Source organism: Streptomyces sp. B6B3, assembly GCF_039871525.1.
GTDB lineage: Bacteria > Actinomycetota > Actinomycetes > Streptomycetales > Streptomycetaceae > Streptomyces.
Genome location: NZ_JBDPLU010000003.1, coordinates 403,916 through 419,715, shown reverse-complemented (window position 1 = coordinate 419,715; position 15,800 = coordinate 403,916). Strand labels below are relative to the sequence as shown.

The 15,800-nt window shown below is 71.1% G+C and carries 16 protein-coding genes; 8 read left to right on the top strand and 8 right to left on the bottom strand.

The genetic code is table 11. From position 1 onward, the window contains the following. The first annotated feature begins 15 nt into the window (after nucleotides 1-15). Nucleotides 16-399 (top strand): hypothetical protein, encoded by a 384-nt coding sequence (locus ABGB06_RS09610; RefSeq protein WP_347587294.1) that lies wholly within the window; start codon nucleotides 16-18, stop codon nucleotides 397-399. After that, nucleotides 399-1,148 carry a hypothetical protein gene (locus ABGB06_RS09605; RefSeq protein ID WP_347587292.1) on the top strand — a complete coding sequence of 250 codons (750 nt, stop codon included), beginning with the start codon at nucleotides 399-401 and terminating at the stop codon, nucleotides 1,146-1,148. Before ABGB06_RS09610 ends, ABGB06_RS09605 begins: the two co-directional genes overlap by 1 nt. 9 nt (nucleotides 1,149-1,157) lie before the next feature. On the opposite strand, the gene ABGB06_RS09600 is transcribed toward ABGB06_RS09605, so the two are convergent. Beyond that, nucleotides 1,158-1,838, bottom strand: a complete 681-nt coding sequence (locus tag ABGB06_RS09600) for a response regulator transcription factor (protein WP_347587290.1) — start codon at nucleotides 1,836-1,838, stop codon at nucleotides 1,158-1,160. Next, nucleotides 1,835-3,004, bottom strand: coding sequence for a histidine kinase (locus ABGB06_RS09595; protein ID WP_347587288.1), 1,170 nt, complete (start codon nucleotides 3,002-3,004; stop codon nucleotides 1,835-1,837). Before ABGB06_RS09595 ends, ABGB06_RS09600 begins: the two co-directional genes overlap by 4 nt. A gap of 214 nt (nucleotides 3,005-3,218) precedes the next feature. Here ABGB06_RS09595 and ABGB06_RS09590 point away from each other — a divergent pair, with 214 nt between their 5' ends. Then, the gene (locus ABGB06_RS09590; protein WP_347587286.1) at nucleotides 3,219-5,564 is read left to right on the top strand and encodes a DUF6571 family protein; all 2,346 of its coding nucleotides are present in this window, start codon (nucleotides 3,219-3,221) and stop codon (nucleotides 5,562-5,564) included. 13 nt (nucleotides 5,565-5,577) lie between these two features. Beyond that, nucleotides 5,578-6,195, top strand: a complete 618-nt coding sequence (locus ABGB06_RS09585) for a hypothetical protein (RefSeq protein ID WP_347587284.1) — start codon at nucleotides 5,578-5,580, stop codon at nucleotides 6,193-6,195. Between the two features lie 39 nt (nucleotides 6,196-6,234). On the opposite strand, the gene ABGB06_RS09580 is transcribed toward ABGB06_RS09585, so the two are convergent. The 3 genes from ABGB06_RS09580 to ABGB06_RS09570 all read right to left on the bottom strand — a co-directional run bounded on the left by ABGB06_RS09580 (nucleotide 6,235) and on the right by ABGB06_RS09570 (nucleotide 7,520). Continuing rightward, entirely contained in the window at nucleotides 6,235-6,573 is a 339-nt protein-coding gene (locus ABGB06_RS09580; protein ID WP_347587282.1) for a Uma2 family endonuclease, read from the bottom strand. Nucleotides 6,574-6,664: 91 nt separating this feature from the next. Then, nucleotides 6,665-6,868: a DUF397 domain-containing protein gene (locus ABGB06_RS09575; protein WP_347587280.1), complete on the bottom strand. Its 204-nt coding sequence runs from the start codon at nucleotides 6,866-6,868 to the stop codon at nucleotides 6,665-6,667. Then, nucleotides 6,855-7,520, bottom strand: coding sequence for a DUF5753 domain-containing protein (locus tag ABGB06_RS09570; RefSeq protein WP_347587278.1), 666 nt, complete (start codon nucleotides 7,518-7,520; stop codon nucleotides 6,855-6,857). The genes ABGB06_RS09575 and ABGB06_RS09570 overlap by 14 nt, the downstream gene beginning before the upstream one ends. A 31-nt stretch (nucleotides 7,521-7,551) precedes the next feature. On the opposite strand from ABGB06_RS09570, the gene ABGB06_RS09565 reads away from it, so the two are divergent. Together ABGB06_RS09565 and ABGB06_RS09560 are read left to right on the top strand one after the other, a co-directional pair. Then, nucleotides 7,552-7,785, top strand: coding sequence for a hypothetical protein (locus ABGB06_RS09565; protein ID WP_347587276.1), 234 nt, complete (start codon nucleotides 7,552-7,554; stop codon nucleotides 7,783-7,785). A 323-nt stretch (nucleotides 7,786-8,108) separates the two neighbouring features. Then, nucleotides 8,109-9,179, top strand: coding sequence for a PQQ-dependent sugar dehydrogenase (locus tag ABGB06_RS09560; protein ID WP_347587274.1), 1,071 nt, complete (start codon nucleotides 8,109-8,111; stop codon nucleotides 9,177-9,179). Between the two features lie 191 nt (nucleotides 9,180-9,370). On the opposite strand, the gene ABGB06_RS09555 is transcribed toward ABGB06_RS09560, so the two are convergent. After that, a complete protein-coding gene (locus ABGB06_RS09555) occupies nucleotides 9,371-10,510 on the bottom strand; it encodes a family 43 glycosylhydrolase (protein WP_347587272.1) in 1,140 nt (379 codons plus the stop codon). Nucleotides 10,511-10,719: 209 nt separating this feature from the next. Beyond that, entirely contained in the window at nucleotides 10,720-12,135 is a 1,416-nt protein-coding gene (gene lpdA / locus ABGB06_RS09550; protein ID WP_347587270.1) for a dihydrolipoyl dehydrogenase, read from the bottom strand. A 183-nt stretch (nucleotides 12,136-12,318) separates the two neighbouring features. Between lpdA and ABGB06_RS09545 the strand changes: the two genes are divergently transcribed. Continuing rightward, nucleotides 12,319-13,251 (top strand): DUF2637 domain-containing protein, encoded by a 933-nt coding sequence (locus tag ABGB06_RS09545; RefSeq protein WP_347587268.1) that lies wholly within the window; start codon nucleotides 12,319-12,321, stop codon nucleotides 13,249-13,251. On the opposite strand, the gene ABGB06_RS09540 is transcribed toward ABGB06_RS09545, so the two are convergent. Next, nucleotides 13,166-14,260, bottom strand: coding sequence for an AsnC family transcriptional regulator (locus ABGB06_RS09540; RefSeq protein WP_347587266.1), 1,095 nt, complete (start codon nucleotides 14,258-14,260; stop codon nucleotides 13,166-13,168). The two genes, ABGB06_RS09545 and ABGB06_RS09540, sit on opposite strands and share 86 nt — an antisense overlap. 84 nt (nucleotides 14,261-14,344) lie before the next feature. Here ABGB06_RS09540 and ABGB06_RS09535 point away from each other — a divergent pair, with 84 nt between their 5' ends. Continuing rightward, nucleotides 14,345-15,790 carry an MFS transporter gene (locus ABGB06_RS09535; RefSeq protein ID WP_347587264.1) on the top strand — a complete coding sequence of 482 codons (1,446 nt, stop codon included), beginning with the start codon at nucleotides 14,345-14,347 and terminating at the stop codon, nucleotides 15,788-15,790. Nucleotides 15,791-15,800: the final 10 nt, after the last annotated feature.

Here is a 15,800-nt window from a genome sequence, read left to right as displayed (position 1 = left end):
AACAGGAGAACGGTGATGGCTGAGGAGATCAACGAGGACGCCGGCAGGGGCGCCCTGCCGGACTGGCCGGTGACCCGGGACGGGTACTGGACGCTGCACTGGCACATTCCACGCGACCGCAAGGGCGCCCGGTACAGCGTCGTGGTGCTGAAGATCAGGAACGATCCGCCGCGCACCACCATCCTGGTCAGGTCCGAGGGTCAGGTGGCGGCCAAGTACCAGGACGCGCGGGTCGGCGACGTCGTGGAGATCGCGGACAAGCGCTGGGAGATCGCGGAGATCGACACCGGGCGGATGGACGTGAGCTGGAAGGACCGGGGGTTCGAGGCGGGCTCGGTGCGGCTGAAGCTGCTCGGCCCGGCCGCGAGCGACGCGACGGGCGGGAAGGAGGTCGCGTGATGACCCGCACCAGGACCGCGACCGCCACCGCCACCGCCACCGTCGCCGCGGCTCTGCTGCTGCTTCTCGCCGGCTGCGGCGACTCCGAGTCCGAGGACCCGGGCGGCTCCGGCGGCTCGGGTGGCGAGCAGGGCGGCGAGGACGGGGAGAACACCGGCCAGGCCGACCCGGGCCCGGAATGCGTCGGCGAGGCCGACCCCACCGGCACCCGCGCCCTCTTCGGCGGCGAAACGGAACTGCCCGGCGGCGGCACCCTCAGCTACGCCGCGGCCAGCAGCGACGGCACCGACCGACAGGCCGACCTCACCCAGGGCGGCGACACCACGACGCTGTCGCTGGACGACCAGCTCACCGTCCAGGGCAACGACTGGACCGTCAGCCAGATCTGCACCTACCGCGTCATCCTCACCCCCGCCGACCAGGCCCTCGCCCAGGACCCCGACGCCGTCGAGACCGACCCCGAGTGGCCGATCACCCAGGGCGGATTCTGGGAACTCCACACCGGCATCACCGACGACCGCCCAGACCCGCCACTCAGCGTCGCGGTGACCAGCATCGACGAGGACCCGGCCACCGCCAGCATCCAGCTCAACGCCGAGGGCGCGAACCTCGCCAGCTACGACGACACCCCGATCGGCGCCACCGTCGAGATCGCCGACCAGCTCTGGGAGATCGCCGACATCACCGCCGAGACCGACGCCGACCCCGCCACCGTCCGCCTCCAACCACTCGGCCCCGCCGTCCCCTAGACCCTCGGGTCAGGGGAGCGGTCCGGTCCCACCGGCGCGCACCAGACCCGTCTCGTAGGCCAGCACCACGAGCTGGGCGCGGTCGCGCGCGCCCAGTTTGGTCATCGCCCGGCTGACGTGCGTCTTTGCGGTCAGCGGCGACATCAGCAGTCGGCCGCCGATCTCCTCGTTCGACAGGCCGGCGGCCACCAGCGCCATCACCTCCCGCTCCCGGCCGGTCAACGGCGCCAGCCGGCGCGCGCCCTCGGCGAGCGGCGCGCGCAGCCGGGCGAACTCCTCGACGACGCGCCGGGTGACCGCGGGGTCCAGCAGGCTCTGCCCGGCGGCCACGGTGCGGATCGCCGCGCGCAACCCGTCCGGTTCCACGTCCTTCAGCAGGAAGCCCGCGGCACCCGCCCGTAGCGACTCGAAGACGTACTCGTCGGCCTCGAAGGTGGTCAGCACCAGCACCCGCACCGCGTCCAGCGCCGGGTCCGCGGCGATCCGGCGGGTGGCCTCCAGCCCGTCCACGCGCGGCATCCGGATGTCCATCAGCACCACGTCGGGCCGGGTCAGGCGCACCGCCTCGACCGCCCGCCCGCCATCCTCGGCCTCGGCGACCACGACCAGATCGTCGCTGAGCTCCAGCAGCGCGCGGAAGCCGGCGCGGACGACCGTCTGGTCGTCGGCGAGCACCACCCGGACCGTCACGCGCCCTCCCCGACCGGAAGCACCGGAAGCTCCGCCCTGACCCGGAAGCCGCCGCCCGGCGCCGGACCGCATTCCAGCGTGCCGCCCACCGCCGCGGCCCGCTCCCGCATCCCCACCAGCCCGAAGCCGCCGCCCGCACCATCGCGGGCGCCGGTGCCGCGTCCGTCGTCCACCACCTCGACGAGCAGGGACCCGCGCCCGGGTCCTGGTCCTGGCTGGCGCACCGCCACCGTCGCCTGCCGGGCGTTCGCGTGCCGCAGCACGTTGGTGAGCGCCTCCTGCACGATCCGGTACGCCGCGAGCTCCACCACCGGGGGCAGCGCCCGGTCGCCGGTCTCCGCGTCCAGCGTCACCCGAAGCCGCCCGGCCGCCATCCGGTCGACCAACTCCTCCAGCTGGTCAAGGCCGGGCGCCGGCTCCGCGGCACTCGCCTCCGCGCCTTCCCGGGAATCGTCGTCCCGCAGCACCGTCACCGTCGCCCGCAGCTCCCGCACCGCCTCCCGGCCCGACGCCCGCACCTGGCGCAGCGCCGACCTGGCCAGCTCGGGCCGCCGGTCCAACGCGTCCAGCGCGACCCCCGCCTGCACGGTCATCGCCGAGACGGTGTGCGCCACGATGTCGTGCACCTCGCGGGCGATCCGCACCCGCTCCGCGCGCACCCGGCGCGCCGCCTCCAGCTCGCGCTCCCGCTCCGCACGCCGCGCGCGCTCCGCGTAGTACGCGGTGAGCTCGCGCCGGCCACGCACCACCTCGCCGAGCAGCAGCGGCACCAGCGGCCAGATCATCTCCATCACCGGCGACGGAAACGGCCGCCCCTCCTCCTGGCCCGACACCACCGCCACGATGCCCGAGGCCACCGAGGCCACCACGGCGGTGCGCACGGTGCGCCGCCGGCCGCCCCGCTCCGCCACCGAGTACAGGGCGATCATCACCGGCAGGTTCAGCAGTTCGCCGATGTGCCCGTACAGCGTCCAGACCGCCACGCCGGCCCCGGTCACCACCGCCGCGAGGACGGGACGGAGCCGGTACACCAACAGCCCGGCCAGCGAGCCGCCGAGAACCAGCCAGCTGAACCAGTCGTCCTCCCGGGTCCCCCGCACGTTCGCCACCAGATCGGCGGCCGTCAGACAACCGACCCCCACCACCAGCAACGCCGTCCTGATCACACCCTCACCGTACGGCGCCCCCGGCGGGCCCGGGTACTCCGCCGGGAGTAGGCGCCCGGGCGTCGCGACCGATCGCACCTGTGACCGTTTCGGCCACAGTGGCTTTACACCGGCCGCTCCGCACGGTTCCCTCAAGCGTTACCGGCACGGGACATCGTGCGTTTCACACGACGCATGAAGGGGAGGCTCGGGCCGCGGGGAGGGAGATTTTGTCATGGGGGAAACGAACAGCGCGAACCCGGAGCACTTAGATCAACTGGCCGACAAGCTGTGCCCGGCCGGAGACGGTGCGACGTACGGTGCGCTCGCGAACGCCTTCGACCGCGCCAGGAACCTGGACGCCTCGGCGCAGATGTCCTCGCTCGCCCCGTTACTGAGCTGGCTGATGGACACGGCGGGCCAGTTACGCGACAAGGCGGACCTGCTCCGTGGGGACATGCCGGCGGTGGACTACACCGACATCATGTACGGCGACGGCACGGCGGACGTCGAGACGGACCCGTACGCCGCGTTCGAGGTGCTCGGCCAGGACAACATCGACGCGTTCCTGGAACTGGCCCGGGACGGCGAGCTCACGGACGCGGACATCGCGCAGATGGCATCGCTGCTGGGCGCCTACGCCGACAACCCGGACTTCGCCGCCGCGCTCGTCGACCAGATGGGCATGGACAACTTCCTGGAGCTGTCCCAACAGATTCAGGACCGCGCCGGCGAGATGGAGGACCCGCACGACGCCAACCGCCTGCGTGCGGACATGGCCACCATTCTGACCGGCGCGTTCTGGTTGCCAGGCAACATCAAGGAGGGCGACGAGGGATGGGAGGAGTGGTCCACCAGCCCTCAGTACACGGCGCACCAGGAGAGGCTCGCCGCCTTCCAGTCTCTGAGTGGCGAGAACGCGGCGGAGGCCGGTGATCTGGTCAACGACGTCATCGACGACGTCGTCAACGACGAAGACATCGCCCTGTTGGAGCTCGATGCGCTCAACGAGTTTCTCACGCACGTGAACAATGTCCCGCTGAGCGGCGATTTCAACCGCGCCCTGATGTCCGAGATCAGCCCGGAGGGCTTGGTCCAGTTGGCTGAGAGGCTGCCCGAGCTGGCTGGCACCGCCGACGAGGCACTCCGCAGCGGCTTCACGGACCTTCAGACGAACGTCGCCAACTCCCTCGCCTCCGCCACCGACGTCGGTAAGCCGCCCTCGGGCGACCCGACGTACGTGCACTGGGAGAACACCTCGCAGGCCCAGTGGTACAACGACTTCATGGCCGACTTCTACGAGGTCGGTCGGGGCACGTACGAGGTGACGTTCACCGAGGACCGTGCGCACGGCATGGTCAACACGCGCGGCTACCAGATGCTGTTGAACATGATGGAGGAGGGCAACGGCTACTCCACCGGCTTCCTCGTCGACGTCGCCGAGGACGTCCAGGCCGCCGAGACCGAGGACGAGTACTTCTGGGACCACTACGGCCCGATGGACCGCACCTTCTTCGACGTCGGCACGCCGGAATCGCGCATCGCCATGGACCCCATGGAGGGCGTGCTCGGCATCATGGGCCAACACCCGGACGCGGCCACCGAGTACCTCAGCAACGAGGAGAACCTCGACTGGCTGATCGCCCGCGACTGGTCGCACCCCCTCGTCCCCGAGGGCGAGCACGGCCTCCCCGGCTTCGATTACAGCGGCTTCGGCGACGCCATGGAGGCCGCCACCACGGGCCGCCCAGCCGGCAGCGACGCCCCGTTCGCCCGCACGGCGGAGGGCGACCAGATCATGCGCGAGGTAATGGAGCGCTTCTCCGACGACGAGGGCGCCCTCATCACCGACGACGGCCCGTACGTTGACCTCCGGTCGCAACTGGGCACGATGAGCGCGGCGTTCATGCCGGACATCCAGCACAGCCTCACGGGCATCGACCTTCATTACGACGGAAATCCACCCACGCTCCTGAACGACGTGGACGTCGACTACTTCCTGTTCCAGGTGGGTCGGGACCCGGATGCCTACGCCGCTATCACCGGAGCACAGCAGGCTTACACCACCATCGCCGTCGACGTGGCGATGAACCACATAGACATCGAGGACCCGTCCACGGCGGACCGAATCAACCTCGCAGTCACACCCGGCGCCACGGTCGCGGGCATCATGAGCAGCGCGCGGGCCGATTCTATTCGTGACGGAATCGTCGAGTCAGACGAGGCGTTCAACAGCAGGCTCGGACTCGCCGAGGAAGTCGCCGGCCTGGTGATCGAGGAGACGACGGGCCGAATTCCCGTCCTCGGAGGAGCCGTGGGGTGGGGGGCCAACAAGCTCACGGGCAGTATCACGGATCAGTTCGAGCGCGATAGTTCCCAGCAAGCGTACGAAGAGGGGGACGAACAGTGGCAGAGCGGCCGCAACGCCACGATCGCATCGGCTGAGCATTCCATCGAGGTCGCGGCGGGGGAGGGGCGGTGGTCGGATGAGTCGATCATCGGCTTCCAGAACGGCGTGGACAGCACAATCTTCACCAAATACAACGAAGGAGCCAATTTGCACTGGGACGCCGAGGAGTGAGAGAGGTAAGGCGATGGGACACAATGACGGCCGCCTGATCAAAGCCGGAGCCGTGGCCTTGCTCATCGGCCTGTCCACCGTCGGATGCGGCGACGATGGCCCTACCGAGGCCGAGTACCCGATCCCAGAGACCTTCTGTGGTCTGGACGTGTCCAGGAATCTCTATGCGCCGATCTTCCCGCCTGGAACGGGGGATCTGAGTGTCGAGGAGGACTTCACGGCGGCTATGCCCAATCTGGCCTCTGTCGATCGTTGCAGGATCAGCTTGGACGACGAGCAGGCCATCCTGGCCGAGACCTTCGCGGCTGGTAGCTTTGAGGATTTCCTCAGGAGTCCCGGCCACGACGACCTTGAGGAGGAGTACGACGTCGCGGACGGCGAACCGGTGGAGGGCGAGTTCGACGCCATGGTGTGGCCGGGGTTCGTACTCGCCGGGGCGGCATGCGAGCCGGGGGAGGGAGTACCCATCAATTCCTTCACGGTCGGGATCACGGCCGAGTACCCCGAGGATGACGAGGAGTCGGTGCGGGCCCTGTCGGAGTTGATCCAGCCGTTCATGCGGGCGGCCCTCGAGCAGTCCTTGTGTACACCAGGAGACAACCCGGCGTCCGAGTACTCGACGGGCGATTAGCCCGCATGCGAGGGCGGAGTCACGTCGTGGCAGTGGTACTCACGCTTGCCACGTCATCTGTGGCGTGCGGCGCAGACGACGGGGCGATGGAGGGTACGCGCTGAGGTTTCTGTCGGCTTCCGCGCGCGGGATGACCGCGAGGTCCGGGCAGAGCTCGGTGTCGTCGGCGAAGCCGAAGGCGACATCGACGACCGAGTGCCACTCCGCTGGAAGCTGAGCTTCCAGCGCGTTCCCCAGCCGGCGGATGGTCTCACCGTGGTGCGGCCGGACCGGGGCCATCGTCATGGCGCCCTCGATGATCTCGATCTTGTAGCCCTCGAACTGGTCCGCGCAACGGCTGAGCGCACGATGCAGCCGCTCCACCTCCGTGACGGTCACCGCTGCCTCCCTTCGCCTGCTGCAAGCCGCGTCGGAACGTCGGCGATCGTGCGCGAGGAGTCCCGGAGAACGGGACGCGACGCGCACGAAGTCACTGGTGCCCCAGCGCCTGGAACCGCCCGCCCCTGAGGCAGGCGAACAACGCCCGGGCGGCGGCGGGGCTGACGGTCAGCACGGTGGCGGGGTCGTCGCTCTCGCGCACGTACACGCGACCGTCGGGCGCGGTCGCGAGTTCGAGGCAGTTCTGGTGGGGCTCACCGCTGAAGCTGGATTTCTGCCACTCAAGGCCGGACATGTTTGTCCTCCTTCAAGGCATACAACAGGTACTGCACGAGGCCGAACGTATCTTCACCATAAGGGCTGGTTGGGTCGAGCGGTGCCAAGGCGACGCGACTCAGACGGTCGAAGTGCGCGGTGAACTGCTCGATCTCGGACGGCTCGGCCAGGAAGAGAGAACTGGTCGGCTGCTCCACGTTGACCGTCCGCAACTCGGGAACCACCGCGTCGAGGATGGTGAAGGCACCGAGCGCGGCAGGGTTCGAAGGTGTGCTGAACGGCAACAGTTGAATCGTCACGTTTGGTGCGAGCGAGGCCTCGATCAGGTGCTCAAGCTGAGCAGCCCTGATCTCACTACTGACGAAACCCATGTGGAACGCGGCCTCGTGGATCACCACGTGCACCGTCGGATTCGGTTCGCGCGTCAGGATCTGCTGGCGTCGCGACCGGAACTCCGCGTAGCGCTCCAGGAGATCGGCGGACGCCCCGGTGTTGCTGCTCCGGAAGAGAGCCCGCATGTAGTCGGCTGTCTGGAGAAGCCCGGGCACGTAGAGCCACTCGAAGGAACGGTGTCCCGTCGCCGCCTGCTCGACCTCGGCGAGGTCGAGGAGTTGCGGACTCAGCGTCTGCTTGTACTCCGTCCACCAGCCGCGCCCAGTGGCTCCGGCCATGGCGGCGAGCTCTTCAATCAGTGGCCCACGTGTGCAACCGTATGCCTGCGTCGGCACCGCCCTGCTGTCCGGGGTGGTGGACTGGGCCGCGGCGCGCGGGTTCCGCGCCTGGGGGGCCGAGTGGACGTCGGCGAACCTGGTCAGCGACGCGTTCTGGCGCGGCCACGGCCTGGTCCCCGCCCGCTACACGCTCACCCGGCGCGTCGACCCCGATGTCGCCTGGGCCGACTCCCACCTGAGCTACCGCCACTTCCTCCCGCGGTAGCCCTCGGGGTTCATACGCGTTCACGCAAATGTCATGGGTCGGCTTCGTGGCCCGTTTCTCACCGCGGATTCCGCGGATTCCGCGGAATCCCGCAGGCCTTCCGCCGATGGGTGCGACCACGTGGACAGGCTCGTCCGGAGTGAGCTGCGGAACGGAGTTCGCCGTGGACTTCGACGATTCGTGTGATGTGACGGGGAACTGCTCGCCCGGTGGTGTCGGCGGGGCGGAAACCGGTCAGTCCGGCCGTCGCGCGAGAAGCGATATGCCATGGACACGCCATTTCTGAGCTTCCTACGATGCCCTGCCATACGAAGGGAGTTCTCATGCATCGCAGGCTTCTCGCCGCCGGTGCCATGCTCGCCGCGATCGCGATCGCGGTCACGATCGGCGGCACCGCGCCGGCCGCCGGCTCTGAGGACGATCCGCGGCCGCTGGCCGGCTTCGACTTCACCACGCCGGAGCAGATCGCCCAGGTCGACCAGCCCTGGGGCGTGGCCTTCCTGCCCGACGGCAGCGCCCTCGTCACGGAGCGGAACACCGGCCGCCTGCTCCGGATCGACCCCGGCTCGCCCCCGGTCGAGATCATGACGCTGCCCTCCTACGCGGAGGGCGAGTCCGGCGCGCTGGGCCTGGTCACCTCGCCCACCTACGACCAGGACGGCTACATCTACGCCTACTTCACCACCGAGGAGGACAACCGCATCGTCCGGTTCACTCTGGACGATCTCACCCTGGAGCCCATCCTCACCGGGATCCCCTCCAACTGGACCCACAACGGAGGTCAGTTGGCCTTCGGACCCGACGGCATGCTCTACGCCTCGACCGGCGAGACCGGCCAACCCGCACTGGCCCAGGACCTGGACACCCTCGCGGGCAAGATCCTCCGCCTCACCCCGGACGGCGAGGTGCCCGCGGACAACCCGTTCCCCGGCTCGTACGTCTACACGTACGGCAACCGCCACGTCCAGGGACTCGCCTGGGACTCGACGGGCACCCTGTACTTCAGCGAGATCGGCCAGAACACCTGGGACGAGCTGAACGTCGCGGTGCCCGGCCGCAACTACGGCTGGCCACTGGTCGAGGGCCCCGGCGGCGAGCCGGAGTACATCGACCCGATCGTCTACTGGCCGCCGGCCGACGGCGTGGTCAGCGGGATCACCATCGTCGACGACGTGCTCTACGGAGCCGCGCTGCGCAGCCAGCAACTCTGGGTCATCCCGGTGTACGACGGCGAGGCCGGCGAGCCGGTGTCGGAGCTCAAGGGCGTGCACGGCCGGCTGCGGTTCGCCCGGCTCGCCCCGGACGGCTCGCTGTGGATCGGCACCTCCCGCGGCATCAACCAGGTCCCCAGCGAGGACGAGATCATCCGCTACCAGCCACTCGCCGCGCACTGACCGCCACACGGAGACGACGCCTCCGGAGCCACGGAGCCGGAGGCGTCCGACCCCGGCCGGGCTCAGACTCATCGGCGTCGTCCCAGCGTTCCGAGAACGATCGATGAGGTCCGTGGGCGCGCAGGTGCCGCTGCCTTCGAAGATCGCCGACGTGTACTTCCGCGTCTGGAGAAGCCCGGGGACGAGGACGTCTACTGGACGTAGTAGCCGTCCGCGTTGAGAAGCAGCGCGCCGTTCATCGGGTAGCGGGGGCCGTTGTCCCACCAATGCCAGACCACCCGAAGGGAGCCGTCGGGGACGGCGAAGACGTCCATGCCGCCCGGCCCCTGGTGGTTGCCCGGCAGTCCCCGGTACGGGCCGAGGCCGCCGGAGCCGGTGTAGCCGAAGTACGGGCGGTCGCTGCCGCGGAGGGGCCGGCAGCGGGACGAGGGGAGCGGCGAGCTGCCGCATTCCGCGATGCCCGTGGCGTACCTGGCGCTGTCCCAGTTGTTGCCGGAGAACATCAGGTACCAGGTGCCGTTGGCGCGCCGCCACATCGACGGGTTCTCGACGACGTGGGTGCCGCCGCTGGTCCCCCGGGTGTCCCAGGTGATGTCGGTGCTCAGCAGGACGTCCCGGCGGGTGTCCCAGATGGCCCGGCCGTCGCCGTCGGTGCGAACGGTCGAGATGCCGGTCTCGGCGCCGCTCGCGATGGCGTCGTCCCGGTAGGTGACGTACAGGTTCCCGCCGCTGATGAAGGGGTTGGCGTCGAGGGCCCACCGGCCGCCGGGCGGGCAGGCCCACTCGCCGGCGTCACGGAACGGGCCGTCGGCGGACGACGAGATCGCCCGGCCGATGCACTTCTGCCCGGAGCCAGCGCGGGACGCGGTGTAGAACATGAAGTAGCGGTCGCCGAGGCGGGTGACGCCCGGTGCCCAGATGGCGCCGCCCGGCTCCGCCCAACTGCCGGGACCGCCGGGAAACGCGTCGCCGGAGGCGCAGTTGGTGAAGCCGACGGTGTTGCCCGAGCCGTGCTTCAGCATCGGGACGTAGAGCCGTCCGGTCGGCGCGCCGGCGCACCGCGCCCCGCGGCCGGCGGGAACGGTGGTGCCGTAGGTGACGAAGCTGCCGGTCCCCGTGTGGACGGTGTCGGGGTCGGCCAGTTGGAACGTCGAGGCGTGCTTCGGGGTGCTGACGCCGTCATCGGCCGCCGGCGTCGGCGCGGTCTCGGCCGCCGGCGCGGCGCCACCGGTCACCAGCGAGCCGATCACCGCGACGGCGACGGCGAAGGCGAGCCCGGCGCGTCGCCGCAGGGCGGCTCGGTGGCTGTTTCGACCTGATCGTGTCCCCACCCGATCCTCCTCGGCACGCCCGCGGCATCAAGAGCCACGGCCCTTCCTGACAATCCCTCGGCCCGCGTAACTCTACGCGTGTTGTCAGGATCATGGCAATGACTCGGCCGCCGGGAGCGGAACGCGCGCTCGGCCCGGCCATCACGTTCGTGATCGCCAAGCCGAGTGCCCTGTCTGTGCCCCTGGCCAGGTCAGAGGGGGTGACCTCCTCACATGTTGATCATGTGCCCCGCCAGGCCGTGGATGGCCTCCTTGACGGCCTCGCCGAGGGTGGGGTGGGCGTGCACGTTGCGGGCCATCTCGTGGACCGTGAGGTCCCACTGCTGGGCCAGCGTCAGCTCCGGCAGCAGCTCCGTCACCTCGGGCCCGATCAGGTGGCCGCCGAGCAGTTCGCCGTAGCGCTCGTCGCTGATCAGCTTCACGAAGCCGGTGGGCTGGCCCAGGCCGTGCGCCTTGCCGTTCGCGGTGAAGGGGAACTTCACCGTCTTGACCTGGAACCCCTCCTCCTTCGCCTGCGCCTCGGTCAGCCCGAAGCTGGCGATCTGCGGCTGGCAGTAGGTGGCGCGCGGGATCATCCGGAAGTCCAGCTCCATGGTCTCCACGCCGCCGATCGTCTCGGCCGCGATCACGCCCATGGCCTCCGCCGCGTGCGCCAGCATCAGCTTCGCGGTCACGTCGCCGATGGCGTAGATGTGCGGGACGTTCGTGCGGCCCCGGCCGTCCACCGCGATCGCCTTCCGCTCGGTGAGCGCGACGCCGGTGGCGTCCAGGCCGTAGCCCTCGACGCGCGGCGCGAAGCCGATGGCCTGGAGGACCTTGTCCGCCTCCAGCACCTCCTGCTCGCCCTTGCCGTTCGTCACCGTGACGCGGACCGGGGACGAGGCGTCCGAGTCGTCGATGGCGTCCACGCGGGTGGAGGTCAACACCTGGATGCCGAGCTTCTTGTACTGCCGGGCCAGTTCCTTGGAGACCTCGGCGTCCTCCAGCGGGACCATCCGGTCGAGGAACTCGACGATCGTCACCTTGACGCCGTAGTTGTGCAGCACGTACGCGAACTCGACGCCGATCGCGCCCGCGCCCGCGATGACGATGGACTCCGGCAGCGCCTCGGAGAGGATCTGCTCCTCGTACGTCACGACCCGCTCGCTGAGCGAGGTGCCGGGCAGCAGCCGGGTGGTGGCGCCGGTGGCGATGACGCAGTGGTCGAAGGTGACGGTCTCGCTGCCGCCGGCGGACAGCGCCACGCTGAGCGTGTGCGGGTCGGTGAAGGTGCCCCGGCCGTCGTACTCCGTGATGGAGTTCTTCTTCATCAGGTAGTGGATGCCGGCCACCCGGCCCTCGGCCACCTTGCGGCTGCGCCGGTACGCCTCCCCGTAGTCGAAGCTGACCCGGCCCTCGCCCTCGACGCGGATGCCGAACGTCTTCGCCTCGTGGGTGAACAGGTGCGCCAGTTCGGCGTTGCGCAGCAGCGCCTTGGATGGAATGCACCCGACGTTCAGGCACACACCGCCCCAGTACTTCTCCTCGACGACCGCGGTCCGCAGCCCCAGCTGGGTGGCGCGGACCGCCGCGGTGTACCCCCCGGGCCCGGCACCCAGGACGACGACGTCGTAGTGCGTGGTCATGAACCTCACGCCTCATCTCTCGCGGTGGACTGGCAGTGGTCCCTGTCCCCTGCCTCCTCCATGACACCACGCCCCGATCCGGGGCCTGCGGCCAGATCCGGGAGAGCACGCCCGACGTGCGTTCGGCCCGGATTCACCCAGATGTCCCACATCTGGGCCAAACGTGTGCTCGTTGGTTCAGGCATGACCCCGGACAACCCCGCCGCGGCGGCGTTCGACGCGACGATGCTGCTCACCCTCCAGGGCACCCCGCAGGTCCCTCCGCAGGTCCCCACGGATCCCCTGGGGCACGTGGACCCCATGTCCCCGATGACCCCGATGTCGTCGGTGGGCTCCGCGGCATCGATGCCTCCCGTGACGCCGATGCCGCCGATGGCGGGAATGGCGGGGATGCCTCCGATGACGGAGGTGTCCCAGGAGATGCACGGACTCGAGGGCGAGCTGGCCCGGCTGCTGCAGAGCGCCGCCGCCTCGGACGCCGCGGCCGCCGCGGCGGCGTCCGAAGCCGCGGCGGCCACGGCCGCGACGGGAGCCGCCGCCACCGGCGCCATGGGCGGCCACGGGGGAGCGGCGGCGCCGTACGTCGAGCCCGAGGTCGCGACCGCCGCGCGCCGGCACCGCAAGGGGCGCCACGAGCTCCGCTGGCGCCGGCGCACCAAGGACAAGAAGGCCCCCCGCTCGGGCCCGCCGTGGTGGCTGCGGCTGGCCAACCTGCTGCTCGCCGCCGCGGCCGTCAGCATCGTCTCGATGCTCAGCGTCCTCGGCGGCGTCATCTCCTACGAGCCGCTGCGCGGCGCCGCCGCGACGGGCGTCTCGGGGGCGCTGGCGGCCTGGTGGCCGCTGCTGATCTACGGGCCCTGGCTGGTCGCCTCGCTGTCGATCCTGCGGGCCGCGCTGCACCAGCGGCGGGTGGTGCACTCGTGGGTGGTGATGATCCTCTTCTCCGGCCTCGCGGTCGGCCTGTGCGTGATCGGCGCCCCCCGCGAGGTCACCGACATGGCGGTCGCCGGCCTTCCGCCGGTCTCCGCCCTCATCGCCTTCCACCAACTGGTCCGCCAGATCTCCCTGGCGCACTGCCCCCGGCACGCACTGCCCCGCCCGCGCCGGCGGATCTAGGGCGCGCGCCGGCGCTGCCGTCCGGCGGGGCGACGCCCTTGGCGACGCGGGTGAGCGGTGCGGTCTCCATGTGCCGCACGGCGGGCAGCGCGGCGATCCGCGTGGTCAGGTACGTGTACAGCGCCCGGATGTCCGCGCAGACGGCCACGGCGAAGAGGTTGCTCGTCCCGGTGGTGGCCGCGCAGAACGCGACCTCCGGGTGCCCGGCCAGCGCCTCGCCGGTCTCCGCCAGCCGGGCCGGCGCCACCGAGAGCCACAGCGCGGCGCGCGCCGCGAGGCCGAAGACCCGCCAGTCGTACTCGATGTCGAAGAAGAGCGCGTCGCCGGCCCGTAGTTCCGCGAGGCGCCGCCGGACGCTGGTCTGCGACCAGCCGGTGGCCGCCGCCAGTTCGGTGACCGACGCCCGCCCGTCGCGGGTCAGCGGCGCGACCAGCCGGCGGTCCTCCTCGGTGAGCGTGGACGCCGGGACCGGATCGGACTCCGGCCCGTCGGGCACCGGCCAGCGCAGCTCCGCGACCTCCGCCTCGGTGAGCGCGCCCAGCTTGTTGACGAGACTCAGCGGCCCCCCGAAGAACGTGTGCAGGTGGCAGTGCGCGGTCATCCGCACCACCTGGCGGGTCCGCGGCAGCCGGTCGAGCAGCGGCGTTCCGCCCTCGCCGCCGCGCACCGCGAAGGCGATCTCGGTGCCGGCGGACACCAGGCTGACCCACAGGGTGTCCGCGCGGTGCGCCAGCGCCCTGGCCAGGTCCTCGGCCGCGCCCGGCACGCATTCCAGGCGTACGGTCCACCAGGACTCGCCCAGCGCCCGCACGCTGGGCAACGCGACCACCCGCAGCCGGCCGGCGGACCGCAGCCGGGTGTAGCGGCGGGCCACGGTCTGGTCGGAGACGCCGAGCACCCCGGCGATCCGGGTGAACGACGCGCGGGCGTCGAGTTGCAGCGCGTGGACGACGCGCCGGTCGAGTTCGTCGAATTCCGGCGCGGTGCCGCGCTCGGGGTCGGAGTTCACCCCAGGGAGGGTAGGGGATGTCGGATTTCGCCGGGAACGGCCGGATGGCTGGGTTCGCCCCCGTCGGCCGGTAAGCCTTGTGGCATGCACAGAAACGGGAAGTGGTGGCCGCTGGCGGCGGTCTGCCTCGGAAACCTCATGCTGCTCATCGACGTGACGATCGTGGTCACGGCGCTGCCGGACATCGCCCGCGAACTGGACGCGGGGCTGACCGCCCAGCAGTGGGTGCTCGACGCGTACGCGCTGGCCCTGGCCGCGCTGCTGCTGGCGCTGGGCGCGGCCGGCGACCGGTACGGCCGGCGCCGCGTGTACCTGGTCGGGCTCACCGGCTTCGCGATCTCCTCGCTGGTCTGCGGCCTGGCGCCGGGACCCGAACTGCTGGTCGCGGCGCGCGCGGTGCAGGGCGTCGCGGGCGCGGCGATGTTCGCGAGCAACGCCCCGCTGCTGGCCGCCACCTACGGGGGGCGCGACCGCGGGGTGGCGTTCGGGGTGTGGGGCGCGGTGAACGGCGCGGCGAGCGCGCTGGGCGTGTTGCTCGGCGGGGTGCTCACCCAGTACCTGGACTGGCGGTACATCTTCCTGGTCAACCTGCCGATCTCGGCGTTCGCGATCTGGCTGACCTGGCGCACCGTCGGCGAGTCGCGGAACCCGGCGGGCGGCCGGATCGACTGGTGGGGCACGGCCGCGTTCACCGGCTCGGCGGCCGCGCTGGTCTACGGGCTGATCCGGGGCGGCGAGTACGGCTGGTCGGACGCCCTGTCGGTGGCGTCGCTGGTGTCCGCGGGGCTCGCCCTGGCGGCCTTCGTGGCGATCGAACGAGCGGTGGTGCGGCGCGGGCGCGGCCTTCCGGTGCTGGACCTGGGGCTGCTGCGGCGGCCGTCGTTCGCCGCGCTGATGACGGCGGCGGCGCTGCTCACCGGGGCCGCGTTCGCGCACTACACGTACACGATGCTGTGGCTCCAGTACGCGCTGGGCCTGAGCCCGGTCCGGGCGGGGTTGGCGGTGCTGCCGATGGCGGCGACGGTCTTCGTGGTCGCGGCCGCCGGCGGGCGGCTGCTGGACCGGCTGCCGCCGCGCCTCCCGATCTCGGTCGGGGTGCTGCTGATCGGGGTGGGGCTGCTGCTCCAGACGGCGGTGTCACCCGACTCGGCCTGGACCGTGCTGCTGCCCGGGCTGACGGTGACCGGCGTCGGCGTCGGCGTCGCGGTCCCGGTGCTGGTCTCCGCGGCCCTGGCGGCGGCCCCGCAGGAGCGCTCCGGTATGGCCAGCGGTGCGCTCAACACCTTCCGCCAGCTCGGCTTCGCGCTCGGCGTCGCGGTGCTCGGCACGCTCTTCACGGCGGGCGGCCCGCCGCGCACCCTGGCCGACTTCGCGGACGCGCTGGACCGCATCTACCTGACGGCCGGGCTGGCCGCGGTGTTCGCGGCGGCGCTGGTGGCGTTGCTGGTCCGCGAGCCGGCCACCCGCCGGGCCGCCGGACCGCCGACCCCGACGGAACGCCAACGGGTACCCACCGGCGGCGGCCGCTGACCCCTCGGCA

Coding starts and splice junctions, on each gene's coding strand:
- ABGB06_RS09610 (WP_347587294.1), top strand. CDS start 16: ATGGCTGAGGAGATCAACGAGGACGCCGGCAGGGGCGCCCTGCCGGAC.
- ABGB06_RS09605 (WP_347587292.1), top strand. CDS start 399: ATGACCCGCACCAGGACCGCGACCGCCACCGCCACCGCCACCGTCGCC.
- ABGB06_RS09590 (WP_347587286.1), top strand. CDS start 3,219: ATGGGGGAAACGAACAGCGCGAACCCGGAGCACTTAGATCAACTGGCC.
- ABGB06_RS09585 (WP_347587284.1), top strand. CDS start 5,578: ATGGGACACAATGACGGCCGCCTGATCAAAGCCGGAGCCGTGGCCTTG.
- ABGB06_RS09575 (WP_347587280.1), bottom strand. CDS start 6,868: ATGTCCGGCCTTGAGTGGCAGAAATCCAGCTTCAGCGGTGAGCCCCAC.
- ABGB06_RS09570 (WP_347587278.1), bottom strand. CDS start 7,520: ATGGCCGGAGCCACTGGGCGCGGCTGGTGGACGGAGTACAAGCAGACG.
- ABGB06_RS09560 (WP_347587274.1), top strand. CDS start 8,109: ATGCATCGCAGGCTTCTCGCCGCCGGTGCCATGCTCGCCGCGATCGCG.
- lpdA (WP_347587270.1), bottom strand. CDS start 12,135: ATGACCACGCACTACGACGTCGTCGTCCTGGGTGCCGGGCCCGGGGGG.
- ABGB06_RS09545 (WP_347587268.1), top strand. CDS start 12,319: ATGACCCCGGACAACCCCGCCGCGGCGGCGTTCGACGCGACGATGCTG.
- ABGB06_RS09535 (WP_347587264.1), top strand. CDS start 14,345: ATGCACAGAAACGGGAAGTGGTGGCCGCTGGCGGCGGTCTGCCTCGGA.